Genomic DNA, 15544 nt, shown 5'->3' on the forward strand with positions numbered 1-15544 from the left:
ATATAAAATTTTTGAGAAGAACTGGAATATAGAATATATAAGTAATGCATTTGTGAGTATGTTGAAAAACAAAAAACCCACTCGTTTGAGTGGGTTTCGTGGTACCTCCAGTCCCGAGGCTTCGGGAGAACCAGGGACGCATTATGATTTTCTTTTACTAAGAATGTCTTTTAGAATTGATGGGTCTGCTATTATTTTATTATTGAAAATTTTGCTTTTCATTTTTTTGATGAAGCTTTCAAGATATAAAGCTTCGTCTCTATTTTCACAGATAAAACTTAAAACTATTTCCCAATCTCTAGCAATTTTAGTGAAAGAATTTGAATATGAATGGTTGTTGTGTTTTAATGTTCTTTCATCAATATTGCTTGTTTCGCCAATATAAAATTTTTGAGAAGAACTGGAATATAGAATATATAAGTAATGCATTTGTGAGTATGTTGAAAAACAAAAAACCCACTCGTTTGAGTGGGTTTCGTGGTACCTCCAGGGATCGAACCAGGGACACATGGATTTTCAGTCCATTGCTCTACCATCTGAGCTAAGGTACCGTGCTTGTTGCGGGTGCAAATATATAATCATTTTTGGTTTGTGCAAAACATTTTTTAGAAAAAATCAATTCGTATCTTCGCAAAAGCAAAAATAGAAATATGATTTTAACGGTCGATGTTGGCAATACCAGAATTAAAGCATCTGTATTTGAGGATAATACTTCTCTAGAAAATTTTGTTTTTGATAAAAATGAAATCGAAAAAAAAATTGAAAAAATTTTAGAAAAATACCCAAAATGCTCCGATTTGGCTGTTGCATCTGTTGGAAATATCGAAAAACAGTCGTTTTTAACATTCGAAAATAGACTGAAAGTTCATTTCTTTACTCACGAAGACATTTTTCCTTTTCAAAATAAATATGCAACGCCAAAAACATTAGGAATAGACCGAATGATTTTGGCAGCAGGTGCAACATTACAATTCCCTAAACAAAATCGTTTAGTTATAGATGCTGGAACATGCATTACCTACGATTTTATCGACGAAAAAGATAATTATTTAGGAGGAGCCATTTCTCCAGGGCTTCGTTTGAGATATGAATCGCTTCATAATTTTACGGCCAGACTGCCGTTATTAACCTTAGAAGAACCCGATTCTTATGTAGGAAACTCTACGGCACAAGCCATACATTCTGGGGTTGTCAACGGTTTCGTCTATGAGATTGACGGTTTTATCGATGAATATCGCAAAGAGTTTTCAAATTTTATCATAATTTTAACGGGAGGTGATGCAGATTTTTTGGCTAAACGATTAAAAAATACCATATTTGCCAATTCAAATTTCCTTCTGGAGAGTTTGAGCCAAACATATCAATATAAAATCGACAATGATTAAAAAAGTAATACTAAGCGCTTGTTTGCTTATATCGTTCGTTTCATTCGCTCAACAAGGTACTGCTTCACCTTATTCTTTTTTCGGAATAGGAGATGTGAGATTCAAGGGAACACTTGAAAACAGATCTATGGCAGGAGTCGCAGTAGAACAGGATACGATTCACTTAAATATAGAAAACCCGGCAAGTTATGCCAGCTTAATTCAGACAACTTTTACAGTTGGAGGAACATTTGCTACTTCTAATTTAAAAACAACTTCTCAATCAGAAAAAGCACAACGTACTACTTTTGATTATTTAGCTTTAGGAATCCCGATGGGAAAATTTGGTGCTTCTTTTGGTTTAATACCGGTAAGTTCAGTAGGATACAAAATTCGTAATGACAATTCTGCTACAGAAGGCGCAACAAGTTCTCAGCTTGAAGGAAAAGGCGGGATAAACAAAGTGTATTTTGGTTTATCATATAAAATAATACCAGGCTGGAATATTGGAGCAGATGCACAATATAACTTTGGAAAAATTACAACCACTAGCATAGAAGCTGTTACTGGAGTTGAAAGTGGAACTGCAGAAGTTAATGCCTCTGAAGTTTCGGGTATAGCATTCAGTTTCGGAACAATGTATCAGAAAAAGATCGATAAAAAAATGAGTATATTTTCTAGTTTAAGTTATTCTTTTGGGAGTGATTTAAATTCAGATAATACAAGAGTTATTTCGGTTCAAGGAGATTCTGATCCTTATACAGTTCCAACAGTATCGACAAAATTAAAACTTCCAAATAAATTAAGTATTGGTTTAGGTGTTGGTGAAGCTAGAAAATGGCTTGTAGGAGCCAATATGTCTTTTCAAGGAGACGGGCAGTTGGGCAACTACTATAATACCATGCCTAATGTGAGATATGAGAGTTATTCTAAATATGCTCTTGGAGGATATTACCTTCCAAATTATTCCTCTTTTACTAGTTACTTGAGCAGAATAACTTATAGAGCAGGTTTGAAATATGAAAAAATTGGTTTGATTGTTAATAATGAATCAATTAAAGATGTCGGAATGTCATTAGGAGCTGGAGTTCCAATTCCAGGATCGTTTTCTAATGTAAATTTCGGAATCGAATTTGGTAAACGTGGTACAACTTCGGCAGACCTAGTACAGGAAAATTATGTTAATTTTAGCGTGAGTTTCTCTTTCAATGATAAATGGTTTGTGAAGAGTAAATACCAATAAGCAAAGTATTTTATCTTTAGAAGCTCATTACAATTTACTACATTTGGCAAATGAATTTACCAAAGAGATATAGTCTGATGGTTGTCACAGTTATTGCTGTGACACTGTTTTTTGGATGCGAAAGTAATTTTAAAGAAGTTCAGAAAATTAACTTTTCAGAATTTGTTCCTGCCAGTGATGCCGATACTGTAAATATTAAATATACAGATTCTGGACGCATCACGGGGGTTTTGAAAAGTCCGAAAATGCTAGATTACTCTAATCTCGAATTTCCATTTACAGAATTCCCTAAAGGAATAGATGTTACCTTATACGATAAAAACCAAAAACGTACCTTTATAAAAGGCAATTATGCAGTTTCGTATAAAAATACCGGAATTATTGATTTGATAGGAAAAGTAAAAATAACTTCTGAAGCCGGACAGATTTTAGAAACAGAACAATTGTATTTCGATCAGAAAAATGAATGGTTTTATACCGAACGAAAGTTTAAATTGACTGATAAAAAAGGTGTTTCCCATGGTCAGGGAATAGATTTTAGCAAAGATTTTAAAGTGATCAATTCGCAGCGAATAACAGGTGAAATTGAATCTAACGAAGAATTATAATTATTATGGGTTATTTAAAATATACACAATACGTTTACATCCTTTTTGCTCTTTTCTTTACTTACGATGGTATAGTAAAGCTAAATGAGGGCAATGAGAGCTATCCTTTCTATTTTGTAATTGCAGGAATGGCAATTTTTATGTTTTTCTTTAGGAGAAGATTTCTTAATAGGCATAACGATCGTAACAAAAAACAATAAAAATGGAAATTAGTATTATAATAATCTGTTTAATACTAGCCGCCTTTTTTTCTGGGATGGAAATAGCTTTTACATCCGCCAACAAAATTTATCTCGAAATAGAAAAGAAGCAAGACGATTTCCTGTCTCGAATCTTAACAAAACTAACCGAAAATCCTTCAAAGTTTATTGCGGCCATGCTTATTGGCAATAATGTAACGTTGGTAATTTACGGTTTTTTTACGGGCGATCTAATTTTAAATTGGATAACCAATTTTGGTTTTGTTCTTTCTGATTGGTGGGATATACTTATTCAAACTCTTCTAGCGACTTTGATCGTTTTAGTAACTTCAGAATTTTTTCCGAAAGTTTTTTTTCAAATTTACGCCAATTCGTTAATTAAAATTCTAGCGCTTCCAGCTTATTTGTTTTACCGATTATTTTATTACATCTCTACTTTTTTTATCTGGATTGCAGATTTTGTTTTAAGTAAATTTTTTAAAACAGAAGGAAGTCAGATTCATTTGTTTAGCCGTATCGAACTTGGAAATTTTATAACAGAGCAAATGAGCGCTGTTGAAGAAGATGAGGAAGTAGATTCTGAAATTCAGATTTTCCAGAATGCATTAGAATTCTCTGCCGTTAAAGCGCGTGATATTATGACGCCCCGCACAGAAATTGTAGACATGGATTTATTTGATACAGTAGATGATCTTAAAGCATTGTTTATAGAAACGGGCTATTCTAAAATCATAATAAGCCAGAATTCACTAGATGATATTGTTGGTTACGTTCATTCTTTTGATCTTTTTAAAAAGCCATCAACTATAAAATCGGTTTTAATGACAGTCGAATTTGTTCCAGAAACAATTTTGATTAAAGATGTTCTGAATTTATTGATTAAAAAACGAAAAAATGTTGCCGTCGTTTTAGATGAATATGGAGGAACTTCAGGAATTATCACTATTGAAGATATTGTTGAAGAGCTTTTCGGCGAAATTGAAGATGAACACGATTTGGATGAAGAATTGGTTGAAGAAGAAATAGGAGAAGGCAAGTATTTATTTTCGACTAGATTAGATGTTGAATACCTCAATGAAACTTATAAATTGATGATTCCAGAAGAAGATTCTTATGGCACATTAGGTGGTTTTATCGTAAATCATACCAAAGAAATTCCGCAAAAAGGTGATAAAATCGTAATCGACAGGTTCCATTTTTCTATTGAAGAGGCTTCAAATAAGAAAATAGAACTAGTTAAATTAAGAATTAAAGAGTGATTTTTTAAATTAATGAAAAAAAAAGTTGAAAATAAAACGCTAGTTGTATTGTTATTAACTAGATAATTGTATTTTCGCAAACTGAATATAAAATTAACGATAATAAAATGGCAGTTTTAGCAAAAATTAGACAGCGTTCCGCTTTATTGATAGGTGTTATTGCACTTGCATTATTTGCATTTATAATACAAGATCTAATCGGTAAAGGAACATTTAGTCAAAGTTCAAAAGATGTGGGAAGTATCGACGGAAAAGATATTTCATTTGAAGACTTTAGAATTAAAGTTAGTAATGTTGAAAAGAGTGGGCAAGGTATAACTTCCACTGAAGCTGCAAACAGAGTTTGGGATCAAGAAGTTTCAATCGCTTTATTGTCAACACAATTTGAGAAATTAGGATTGAGAGTTGGTGAAAAACACATTTTAGAAGTTTTAAAATCAGATCCAAATATTGGTAAAAATCCAATGTTCTTAAACGCAGCAGGAATTTTTGATGTTGTTAAGTTTAAAGATTATTTTAAATCAAACCCAGAAGCGGCACAATACATCTCTCAGAAAGAGAAAGATGCTGAATTGAATGCAAAGTTTCAAATCTATAATACTTTAATTAAGTCAGGACTTTACACAACTGCTAGTGAAGGAAAATTAAAGTATGAAATGGAAGCTAATAAAGTAAGTTTTGCTTTTGCAGCAGCTCCATATTCTTCTATTAAAGATAGTGAAGTTAAAATTTCTGATGACGAGATTGTAGCTTACATGAAGAAAAACGAGAAAAAATTCAAAGCAGATGCAACTCGCGAAATTCAATACGTTTTAGTTGAAGATAAAGCTTCTAAAGAAGATGAAGCTGAAATTAAAGCTAAATTGACTTCATTATTATCTGGAAGTGTTGTTTACAACGCAAAAACTGGTAAAAACGATTCATTGCCTGGATTTAGAAATGCTACAAACATTGCTGAATTTGTAAACGCAAATTCTGATGTTCCTTACGATTCTACTTATGTTCCTAAAAATGCATTGCCAGCAGTTGATGCTGACAAATTATTCAGCTTGCCAGCTGGAGCAATTTACGGACCATACGTTTACGGAAGATATTATGCAATCTCTAAATCTCAAGGATTTAAAGCTGGTGTTAATGCAAAAGCAAGTCATATCTTAATTGGTTACGAAGGATCTCAAACTCCAAATCCAAAAGAGAAAAGAACTAAAGAAGACGCTAAAGCTAAAGCTGAAGAAATTTTAGCACAAGTTCAAGCTAATCCAGATAGTTTTATGATGTTGGCTTTTACTAGTTCTGATGATTCATCTGCACAACAAGGTGGTGATTTAGGATATTTTGGGCCAAACCAAATGGTAAAACCTTTCAATGATTTTGTATTCAGCAACGGAATTGGTAAAGTTGGTTTAGTAGAAACTCCTTTCGGATTTCATATTATCAAAATTACAGACAAACAAGACGGAATTCGTTTAGCTACAATTGCTCAAAAAATTGAACCATCTGAAGCTACTTCTGATAAAGTATTTACATTAGCAACTAAATTTGAAATGGATGCTGCTGATAAAGATTTTAATGCTGCGGCAAAAGAATTAGGTTTAAAAGTTGCCCAGCCAGTTAATGCAAAAGCTATGGATGAAGCATTTGGACCATTAGGAAACCAACGCAACATTGTAAGATGGGCTTTTGACAAAGAAACAAGCAAAAATGATGTTAAACGTTTTGAGATCGCAAACATCGGACACGTTATTGCGCAATATAAAGGTGAAAACAAATCAGGTTTAGTTTCTGTTGATATGGCAAGAGCTTACGTAGAGCCAATTTTGAAAAACAAGAAAAAAGCAGAATTGTTAAAAGCTAAAATGCAAGGTTCTAGCCTTGAAGCTATCGCTAAGGCTGCAGGAGTTGCTGTTCAGCAAGCTGCAGATGTAACGCTTGATAACCCAGTTTTACCTGGTGGAGTTGGACAAGAGCCAAGAGTTGTAGGTAATGCATTTGCTTTAGCTGCAAACAAAATTTCTGCTCCAATTGAAGGTAACACAGGTGTTTATGTAGTAATAAACATTAAAACTGTAAAAGCTCCAGCAATTGCTAATCACGCTGCTTATGTAGAGAAAGTAAAAGCTCAAAGTGCTAACGATGCAAGCAGAGTATTGCCAGCTTTGAAAAACAATGCTAAAATTGAAGATAACAGATTGCAATTTAATTACTAATATTTAGTAATTCCAATTATAAAAAACCCGAAACATTTAAGATGTTTCGGGTTTTTATTTTTCTGTTTTTTTTTAAAATTGAAAACAAATTGTATTTTGTGTTAATTTTCTTAAATTATATAGAGATTATAGAAATTTAATTTAAAAAACTTGTGATTTTCAAATTATTACAGTTAATTTGCTCGATTTTTTCATTTTAACACTTTTTTGGCCTTCGCCGAAAATGAAAAATAATTTCCAATAAACGAACACTTTAATAATTAAACATTGAATGTTTTTTACTTTCAAATTTTTTAAAAAGAAGCCAAGAGTATATACCAAAATAGAAAGTCATATTTATGGTATTATTATAGAGCTTTTAAAAGTGCCTAGCACCGACATCAATGTTGATGAATTGGGTGGAAAGTATTATTTAAGTAATGACGAGCAGCATTTTAAAGTTACTATTTTGAGCAACGATAATGTGATTAGATTAACTAATACTCATGATTCTGTTGCCGAAAAGTACGATAAAATTTTTGTGGAAGATGTTTTAAGAGCAGTAAAAGAAGAGAAACACCGCCGAATGGAAGTGGTTTATGATTCTATTACAAACAGCATCGAAAAAATGGCAGAACGCTTGCATAATAGGCTTATAGAGTCTAATGAGCAAGAAAGCAAAGCTGTTCGTCGTTTAGAGACAAAGCACATTAGAGGCAAAAGAGCTAATTAATTGTTTTGAAATTGATTTTATAAAATCATTTCTTCGTAAGTCAAAATCGTTTCATATCCTTTTTCTAAGAAATATTCTTTAGGATCTTCTTTAGAAACCACCAAAATAAAATCGCCTCCCCAAGCTCCAAGACTTTTAATAACACCATTAAAATCTGGAAAAACAGCCTCTTTTATAGTTTGCATTTCTAAGATATTGCTCAAATGAATTTCATGTTTCTGAACTGCCACAGCAAATTCTTTTAAAGTCTTTGCATTTAGAATAGCATTTGTAATTTTATTATTTTCTGCAACGCTTGATGCTAAATGATTGCTTTTGTGATTGTTATAGGAGTATATAGCCGATTTGCTGTTTTGTTTTTTATTCAAATAAACAAAATAAATATGCTCTTTAAAATCAGGATTAAATTCAACTTGCTCTACAAAATTATCTTTTATTCTATATAAAACAGGAGTGTTATTTTGTGCGCAAGCAATATCGTAACCGCTTCCGCCAAAGCTATTATTTAGCAAAGTAAAAGCATTAATTTCTGTCCATTGTGCAATATTATTGATTAGCGTTGAAGAGGTTCCTAATCCCCAGTTTCTTGGAAAACTTAAATGTGTGCTCACTTTATATCCTTCAGAATCATCAATGAACTTTGGATTCAAAATATATGCTTCGTGCAGAATATTGACTAAAGTTGATTTTACGCTATCTGTTTGAGAATCTGAACCTTTTATAACTTCGTCAAACAAAATGGTTTCTTCAAACCATAAGTGTTTGTCATAGTCATAACTTTTCCATTCAATTTGCTTATAATCTGAACTTTCAATTACTAAATCCTGACCAAATTTTGTAGGTAACGCAAAAGCATCTGCTCCATCTAAAACCAGATATTCTCCAGCGATAAAAAGTTTTCCGTTACTGTAAAATGTTTTCTTCATACTTCTGTAAATTCCAATATTTTAATTTCAAATTCCAAAACTCAAATTCCAAATTCCAAATTCTTTTAGCTTTGGAATTTGGAGTTTGTTCAGAATTAAAATGTTTGGAATCTAACTTTAGTTATTTTCTTAGGTTTTCAATAAATTCTACCACAGCACTGTGAGAAACGGCTATTTTTTTGAAGTGTGTTTTAATTAAATAGCGCTCTTCATCGGTAGCTTCAAATTGATTGATAATGTTGTTAAGATGCATTTTCATGTGGCCTTCTTGAATTCCGGTTGTAGTTAAAGAACGTAATGCTGCAAAATTTTGTGCTAAACCTGCAACAGCTACAATTTCCATTAGTTCTGACGCAGAGGGTTTTTCTAAAATATCTAAACATAATTTTACTAAAGGATGTAAAGATGTTAAACCGCCAACAGTACCAACGGCAAGTGGAATTTCAAGCCAAAAAGTAAAAATTCCGTTTTCGATTTTCGCGTGGGATAAACTCGCATACTGGCCATTTCTGGAAGCATAAGCATGTACGCCGGCTTCTACAGCTCTAAAATCATTTCCTGTTGCCAGAATTACACCATCGACACCATTCATGATACCTTTATTATGAGTAACGGCTCTAAAAGGCTCGACTTCTGCAATTTGTACGGCTTGAACAAAACGTTCTGCAAATTCTTGAGGATTCGTAATATGTTTTTCTGCTAAATCTTCAATCGGACATGAAACTTCGGCTCTAACAAGGCAATGAGGAACGTAGTTAGAAAGAATACTCATTATAACTTCTAGGTTTTCACCATTTTGGCATAAGTCAGAATTTTGAGCTTCTTCTTTTAAAGTAGTTGCAAATTGCTCTAAACAAGAATTTATAAAATTGGCACCCATACTGTCTTTTGTTTCAAAAGTAGCATGAAGCTGGTAGTAGTTTTCTAGTAAACTTCTTTTGTCTTTTAGTTTAATGTCTAAGATCCCGCCGCCACGCTGCTGCATGTTTTTGGTAATGCTTTGCGTTTCTGAAAAGAATTTTGGTTTGATTTGGTCAAAAAACTGAGTAAGTTTTTCTGCATCTCCATTATACGTAAAATGCACTTGACCAATTTTTTCGGTATCAATTACGGTTGCTTTAAAACCTCCTCTTGTTGACCAATATTTTGCAGATTTTGAAGCCGCAGCAACCACAGAGCTTTCTTCAATAGCCATCGGGATGGTTTTGTACTTTCCGTTGATTAAAAAGTTAGGGGCAACTCCAAGTGGGATGTAAAGGTTTGTAATCGTGTTTTCTATAAATTCGTCATGAAGTTGCTGTAGCTTTTCGTCTGAATTCCAGTAATTTCTTATAATATTTTGCGCCTCTTCAGGGTTTGAAAAATATTCGTTTGCAATCCAGTTAATTTTTTCTTTTTTGGATAATTTAGAAAATCCAGCAACAGCGTTGTTCATTCTCAATATATTAAATAATAATGTTGCGGCAAAGATACTATTTTAAGAGTTTTGTTTGCAATCTATTTTGAATATCAGAATATGCAATCGTTATTTTTTTTAACATTTAACACTTAAAATGTGTATTATGTTTAAATTTTTCACTAAAATTGGGCTCTTTTTATATTTAAAATAATTCTAATGAATACAAGTAAATTTACTGCAGTACTTTTATTTTTAACTGCAGTCGTTTTTGGACAGCAAAAGATAACTGTCGAAAATGTTTTTGGCGGTACTTTCCGGGCTAAGGGAATGGATGAGCTGCAATCGCTAAAAAATACAAATCAATATACTGTTTTAAATGTTGATATGGCGGCCAGAAGTATGCAGATTGATTTATACGATTTTGCAACGTTAAAAAAAGTATCAAATCTTATTGATACAAAAAATCATAAAGAACTTGCCGATGGAATTGACAGCTATACTTTTGACGCTTCAGAAAAAAAGATCTTAATTGCTTGTAATTCAACTAAAATTTTCCGTCACTCTTTTACTGCTGATTATTTCCTTTATGATATTGCAGCAAAATCTCTAACTAAACTGGTTGATTTTCAAATTCAGGAACCAACATTCTCACCAGACGGAACTAAAATTGCTTATGCTAAAGAAAACAACTTATATATATATGATGTTGCTTCAAAAAAATCAACGGCAGTTACAACAGACGGAAAGAAAAATGCTGTTATAAACGGTATTACGGACTGGGTTTATGAAGAAGAATTTGCATTTGTACGTGCATTTGACTGGAGTAAAGACAGTAAAAAACTAGCTTACATTCGTTTTGACGAAAGCCAAGTTCCAGAATTTTCAATGTCAATTTTCCATAAAGATTTATATCCAAAAATCGAAACTTTTAAATATCCTAAAGCAGGAGAAAAAAACTCGGTAGTTTCATTGCATATTTATGATGCTGCTGGAAATGGTTCTAAAAAAGTAGATTTAGGAAACTATAATGATTTTTACATTGCAAGAATGCAGTGGACAAATGATGCAAATGTGCTTTCTGCACAAGTTTTAAACCGTCATCAAGATAATTTAGATTTACTATTTGTTGATGGCAATACAGCTACAGCAAAAGTAGTTTTGAACGAAAAAGACAAAGCTTACGTAGATGTGACAGATAATTTAACTTTCTTAAAAGATAACAGTTTTATCTGGACAAGCGAAAAAGATGGTTTTAATCATATTTATGTGTATGATAAAAACGGAAAGCTTAAAAATCAAGTTACAAAAGGAAACTGGGAAGTTACTTCTTACTATGGTTTCGACGAAAAAAACAAAACTATTTTCTACCAATCTACAGAAAATGGTTCTATCAACAGAGCAGTTTATCGTATTTCATTAGACGGAAAAAATAAAACAGCTTTAACTGCTAAAATTGGAACAAACGCGGCGACTTTTAGTCCAAATTTCCAATATTTTATCAATACCTATTCTAGTGCTACTCAGCCAACGACTTATACTTTAAATGAAGCAAAATCAGGAAAAGAAATTCAGGTTATTGAAAATAATCAAGCTCTTGCTGATAAATTAAAAGGATATAACCTTCCTTCTAAAGAATTTATTGTTCTTAAAACAGCAAAAGGGAACGAATTGAATGCTTGGATCTTAAAGCCAAAAGATTTTGATCCTTCAAAAAAATATCCTGTTTTCATGTTCCAATATTCTGGTCCAGGATCTCAGCAAGTAGCAAATCAATGGAATAATTCTAACGATTACTGGTTTCTGTCATTGACACAGCAAGGTTATATAGTGGCTTGTGTTGACGGACGTGGAACTGGTTACAAAGGAGCAGATTTCAAAAAAGTGACTCAAAAAGAGTTAGGAAAATATGAAGTTGAAGATCAGATCGATGCTGCAAAAGTAATTGGTGCTTATTCTTATGTTGATGCTTCAAGAATTGGAATTTTCGGATGGAGCTATGGAGGATTTATGGCTTCGAACTGTATTTTCCAAGGAAACGACGTATTCAAAATGGCAATTGCAGTTGCTCCAGTTACAAACTGGCGTTTTTACGATAGCGTTTATACAGAAAGATATATGCAGACTCCGCAGGAAAATGCAAGCGGATACGATCAAAACTCTCCTATAAATCATGTTGATAAATTAAAAGGGAAGTTTTTATTGATTCATGGTTCTGGAGATGACAATGTTCACGTTCAGAATTCAATGCAGATGATGGAAGCTTTAATTCAGGCGAATAAACAATTTGATTCTCAAATTTATCCAGATAAAGATCATGGTATTTATGGCGGAAACACGAGAATTCAGCTTTACAATAAAATGACAAATTTTATCAAAGAAAATTTATAATCTAAAAATATATTAAACCTAATTAAATAGACGAAAATATGGGAGAAACTCAAGTAAAAACTGCGCATCCAAAAGGACTTTGGGTATTGTTTGGAACGGAGATGTGGGAGAGGTTCAATTTTTATGGAATGCGAGCTTTATTGACTTTATTTCTTGTAAATTCATTATTAATGAAAGAAGAGGAAGCTTCGCTAATTTATGGAGGTTTTCTTGGACTTTGTTATTTGACACCAATGTTAGGTGGTTTTGTTGCCGACCGTTATTTAGGAAACAGAAATTGTATTCTCTTAGGAGGATTATTAATGGCGATTGGGCAAATGCTTTTGTTTACCAGCGGAAGTGTTTTTGAATCGAATTTAGGTCTGGCAAAAATTATCATGTATTCTGCATTGGGTGTAATTGTTTTTGGTAACGGATTCTTCAAACCAAATATTTCTAGTATGGTTGGAAGTTTGTACCCTAAACAAGAAAAAACAAAATTAGATAGTGCATTTACTATTTTCTATATGGGAATCAACATCGGAGCTTTTTTGGGTCAGTCAATCTGTCCATTGTTAGGAGATGTTAAAGATGCAGGCGGAATTAGAGATATTCATGCTTTTAGATGGGGATTCATGGCCGCTTCTGTTGCAATGTTATTGGGAACAATTCTTTTTTATGTCTTAAAAAATAAATATGTAGTTTCTCCAGAAGGAAAGGCATTAGGAGGACTTCCTTCTAAAAATGATGCTTCAGATTTTGAAGAAGGAGAAGCGCAAACAGCAAATTTTTCTCCAAAAGCTTTGATTGGTGCTGGAATTGCATTTATCGCTTTAGGATTCTTTTTCCATTATGTTGTAGGTCAGAACTTAATTTACACTTTGATTTATTCAAGTGGTTTGGCTTTGGCAGGATTAATTATTTCAGATACTTCTTTAACTAAAATTGAAAGAGACAGAATTATTGTAATTTATATTGTTTCGTTCTTTATTATTTTCTTTTGGGCGGCGTTTGAGCAAGCAGGTTCATCTTTAACTTTTATTGCAGATAACCAAACTGACAGACATTTCTTTGGCTGGGCAATGCCGCCATCGATGGTTCAGATTTTTAACGGATTATTCGTTGTGCTTTTAGCAGTTCCATTTAGTATTCTTTGGGATACTTTAAGAGCAAAAGGAAAAGAGCCGATTTCACCTGTAAAACTTGCTGCGGGATTAGTGATAATTTCTATCAGCTTCTTAATGATTGCGACTCAAGTTTCTTATATAGGAACTACGGGACTTTTATTAGTTAAATGGTTGATCTTATTATATTTCTTAAATACATGTGCAGAATTATGTTTGTCTCCAATTGGTTTATCATTGGTAGGTAAATTATCTCCAAAACGTTTTGCCTCATTATTATACGGAGTATTCTTCTTGTCTAATGCGTCTGGATATGCATTAGGAGGAACTTTGGGTTCTATTTTGCCAGCAACTGGAGATAAATTTGCAAAAGCAAAAGAACTAGGAATCGATCTTCAAGCGGTTTTAGATAAAAAAATAACACCATCAGCTGAGCAATTAGCTTTATTGGATCAACATCAAATTAGTGCGCAAAATCCAATTTTTGCAGGATTCGAAATCCATAATTTATATGAGTTCTTTATGGTTTTTGTTGTCTTGACAGGTATTGCGGCAATTTTATTATTTGCTTTAACGCCACTATTGAAAAAATTAATGCACGGTGTTAGATAAATGGAAAGCAAGATTACTTTAGAAGAAATTCAAAATTTTGAAGGCAAGTACCCAAAGCAATTGTGGTACTTGTTTTTTGTTGAAATGTGGGAGCGTTTTTGCTTCTACGGAATGAGAGGTGTTTTAACAATCTTTATGGTTGATCAGCTTTTATTGAAAGAAGATCACGCTAATTTACAATACGGAGCGATTCAAGCTTTTGTGTATGCATTTACCTTCATTGGAGGTATTTTTGCAGACAAAGTTTTAGGTTTTAAAAAATCGCTTTTTTTCGGGGCAATTGTAATGATTCTTGGGAATCTTTTAATTGCTGTTGCGCCTCATGATTTGTTTTATTATGGTATTGCATTCTCAATTATAGGAACGGGTTTCTTTAAGCCGAACGTTTCGTCAATGGTTGGAGAGCTATATAAAGAAGATGACGGTAGAAGAGATGCTGGTTACGGAATGTTTTATGCTGGAATAAATATTGGAGGACTTCTTGGAGGTGCTTTGTGCGTTTATTTAGGAAAATACTATTCTTGGGAGCTGTGTTTCCTTTCTGCGGCAATTGTAATGTTTTTAGGATTGGTAACTTTTTTAATGACTAAAAAATATTTAGGGCCAATTGGAGATTCTCCTTTATTAAATCTAGATGCCAGCAAAAGAACAAAACGTGAAATTGCAGTATATGCTCTTTCGCTTTTAAGTATTCCGCTTATTTACATCATGGTTCAAAACACCGATTATACAGATTATTTCATGTATACTATTGGTATCACAGCAGTTTTGTATTTTGTTTACGAATTATATAAATTAGGAGATGTAAAACTGCAAAAGAAGCTTTTTGCCGCCTTCTTGTTTGTTTTTTTCTATCTTTTGTTTAATGCTATTTATGAGCAGAGCGGAGGATCATTATCGCTATTTGCTAAAGATAATTTAGATAACAAACTGTTGTTTTTTAACATTGATCCAAATATTATCAATAATAGTTCAAATACTTTCTTTGTTGTTGTATTAAGTCCGCTGATTGGTTTATTGTGGATCTGGATGGGAAAAAGAAAAATTGAACCTAATACATTGATTAAATTCGGAATTGGATTTTTGTTTTTAGCAGCTTCATTTTATATTTTCTATTTGACTAGATTTTTTGCAGACGCGAAAGGAATTGCTTCTCTGAATGTATTTACTTTTGCTTATTTAGTAACAACAATTGGTGAGCTTTGTTTAGGTCCTATTGGAATGTCTATTATTACAAAATTATCACCAAAACGATTATTCGGAATGATGATGGGATTGTGGTTTTTGGCATCGGCTTTCGGACAATTATTTGCGGGTAAGTTAGGGGCAGAAATTTCAAGATCAAATACTGGAGATTCCTTGTTGTCTAAATTGCAATCTTATACAGAAGGATATTATCAGTTGGCAATTTATTCTCTTGTAGCGGGAGTCGTTTTAATTGCGATTTCGCCTTTAATCAAAAAATTAATGCAAGAAGTTAAATAATTAAATTGTAATCACTTTTTGTATATTTTTGTGAAAAA

The 15544-nt window shown here is 32.7% G+C and carries 12 protein-coding genes and 1 tRNA gene; 9 read left to right on the forward strand and 4 right to left on the reverse strand.

The window, feature by feature from the left end:
- Positions 1–141 precede the first annotated feature (141 nt).
- Together EG814_RS17975 and EG814_RS17980 are read right to left on the reverse strand one after the other, a co-directional pair.
- The gene (locus tag EG814_RS17975) at positions 142–510 is read right to left on the reverse strand and encodes a GIY-YIG nuclease family protein (protein WP_317133053.1); all 369 of its coding nucleotides are present in this window, start codon (positions 508–510) and stop codon (positions 142–144) included.
- Positions 479–551: transfer RNA gene (locus tag EG814_RS17980), tRNA-Phe, on the reverse strand. Before EG814_RS17980 ends, EG814_RS17975 begins: the two co-directional genes overlap by 32 nt.
- A 99-nt stretch (positions 552–650) precedes the next feature.
- On the opposite strand from EG814_RS17980, the gene EG814_RS17985 reads away from it, so the two are divergent.
- From EG814_RS17985 to EG814_RS18015, 6 genes are all read left to right on the forward strand, one after another.
- Complete coding sequence (locus EG814_RS17985) at positions 651–1385, forward strand: type III pantothenate kinase (protein WP_125723274.1); 735 nt, start codon at positions 651–653, stop codon at positions 1383–1385.
- Positions 1378–2607: a hypothetical protein gene (locus EG814_RS17990; RefSeq protein ID WP_125723275.1), complete on the forward strand. Its 1230-nt coding sequence runs from the start codon at positions 1378–1380 to the stop codon at positions 2605–2607. The genes EG814_RS17985 and EG814_RS17990 overlap by 8 nt, the downstream gene beginning before the upstream one ends.
- A 50-nt stretch (positions 2608–2657) precedes the next feature.
- On the forward strand, positions 2658–3215 hold the full coding sequence (gene lptC, locus EG814_RS17995; RefSeq protein ID WP_125723276.1) for an LPS export ABC transporter periplasmic protein LptC: 558 nt from the start codon (positions 2658–2660) through the stop codon (positions 3213–3215).
- Positions 3216–3417: 202 nt separating this feature from the next.
- Entirely contained in the window at positions 3418–4674 is a 1257-nt protein-coding gene (locus EG814_RS18005; RefSeq protein ID WP_125723278.1) for a hemolysin family protein, read from the forward strand.
- Between the two features lie 107 nt (positions 4675–4781).
- The gene (locus tag EG814_RS18010; RefSeq protein WP_125723279.1) at positions 4782–6881 is read left to right on the forward strand and encodes a peptidylprolyl isomerase; all 2100 of its coding nucleotides are present in this window, start codon (positions 4782–4784) and stop codon (positions 6879–6881) included.
- A 271-nt stretch (positions 6882–7152) separates the two neighbouring features.
- On the forward strand, positions 7153–7593 hold the full coding sequence (locus tag EG814_RS18015) for a hypothetical protein (RefSeq protein WP_125723280.1): 441 nt from the start codon (positions 7153–7155) through the stop codon (positions 7591–7593).
- A gap of 17 nt (positions 7594–7610) precedes the next feature.
- Here the strand turns inward: EG814_RS18015 and EG814_RS18020 are convergent, their stop codons facing one another.
- Together EG814_RS18020 and EG814_RS18025 are read right to left on the reverse strand one after the other, a co-directional pair.
- Positions 7611–8519: a GYDIA family GHMP kinase gene (locus tag EG814_RS18020; RefSeq protein ID WP_125723281.1), complete on the reverse strand. Its 909-nt coding sequence runs from the start codon at positions 8517–8519 to the stop codon at positions 7611–7613.
- Positions 8520–8640: 121 nt separating this feature from the next.
- Entirely contained in the window at positions 8641–9954 is a 1314-nt protein-coding gene (locus EG814_RS18025; RefSeq protein ID WP_125723282.1) for a hydroxymethylglutaryl-CoA reductase, degradative, read from the reverse strand.
- 180 nt (positions 9955–10134) lie between these two features.
- Between EG814_RS18025 and EG814_RS18030 the strand changes: the two genes are divergently transcribed.
- The 3 genes from EG814_RS18030 to EG814_RS18040 are packed head-to-tail and all read left to right on the forward strand — an operon-like array spanning position 10135 to position 15506.
- Positions 10135–12306 (forward strand): S9 family peptidase, encoded by a 2172-nt coding sequence (locus EG814_RS18030; RefSeq protein WP_125723283.1) that lies wholly within the window; start codon positions 10135–10137, stop codon positions 12304–12306.
- Between the two features lie 38 nt (positions 12307–12344).
- Positions 12345–14021, forward strand: coding sequence for a peptide MFS transporter (locus tag EG814_RS18035; RefSeq protein WP_125723284.1), 1677 nt, complete (start codon positions 12345–12347; stop codon positions 14019–14021).
- The gene (locus EG814_RS18040; protein ID WP_125723285.1) at positions 14022–15506 is read left to right on the forward strand and encodes a peptide MFS transporter; all 1485 of its coding nucleotides are present in this window, start codon (positions 14022–14024) and stop codon (positions 15504–15506) included. It abuts the gene before it with no gap.
- The last annotated feature ends 38 nt before the right edge of the window (positions 15507–15544 follow it).

The sequence above is a fragment of the Flavobacterium ustbae genome (genome assembly GCF_003946915.1).
Taxonomy (GTDB): domain Bacteria; phylum Bacteroidota; class Bacteroidia; order Flavobacteriales; family Flavobacteriaceae; genus Flavobacterium; species Flavobacterium ustbae.

Coding starts and splice junctions, on each gene's coding strand:
- EG814_RS18020 (WP_125723281.1), bottom strand. CDS start 8,519: ATGAAGAAAACATTTTACAGTAACGGAAAACTTTTTATCGCTGGAGAA.
- lptC (WP_125723276.1), top strand. CDS start 2,658: ATGAATTTACCAAAGAGATATAGTCTGATGGTTGTCACAGTTATTGCT.
- EG814_RS18010 (WP_125723279.1), top strand. CDS start 4,782: ATGGCAGTTTTAGCAAAAATTAGACAGCGTTCCGCTTTATTGATAGGT.
- EG814_RS18035 (WP_125723284.1), top strand. CDS start 12,345: ATGGGAGAAACTCAAGTAAAAACTGCGCATCCAAAAGGACTTTGGGTA.
- EG814_RS17975 (WP_317133053.1), bottom strand. CDS start 510: ATGTGTCCCTGGTTCGATCCCTGGAGGTACCACGAAACCCACTCAAAC.
- EG814_RS18025 (WP_125723282.1), bottom strand. CDS start 9,954: ATGAACAACGCTGTTGCTGGATTTTCTAAATTATCCAAAAAAGAAAAA.
- EG814_RS18030 (WP_125723283.1), top strand. CDS start 10,135: ATGAATACAAGTAAATTTACTGCAGTACTTTTATTTTTAACTGCAGTC.
- EG814_RS18015 (WP_125723280.1), top strand. CDS start 7,153: ATGTTTTTTACTTTCAAATTTTTTAAAAAGAAGCCAAGAGTATATACC.
- EG814_RS17985 (WP_125723274.1), top strand. CDS start 651: ATGATTTTAACGGTCGATGTTGGCAATACCAGAATTAAAGCATCTGTA.
- EG814_RS18005 (WP_125723278.1), top strand. CDS start 3,418: ATGGAAATTAGTATTATAATAATCTGTTTAATACTAGCCGCCTTTTTT.
- EG814_RS17990 (WP_125723275.1), top strand. CDS start 1,378: ATGATTAAAAAAGTAATACTAAGCGCTTGTTTGCTTATATCGTTCGTT.
- EG814_RS18040 (WP_125723285.1), top strand. CDS start 14,022: ATGGAAAGCAAGATTACTTTAGAAGAAATTCAAAATTTTGAAGGCAAG.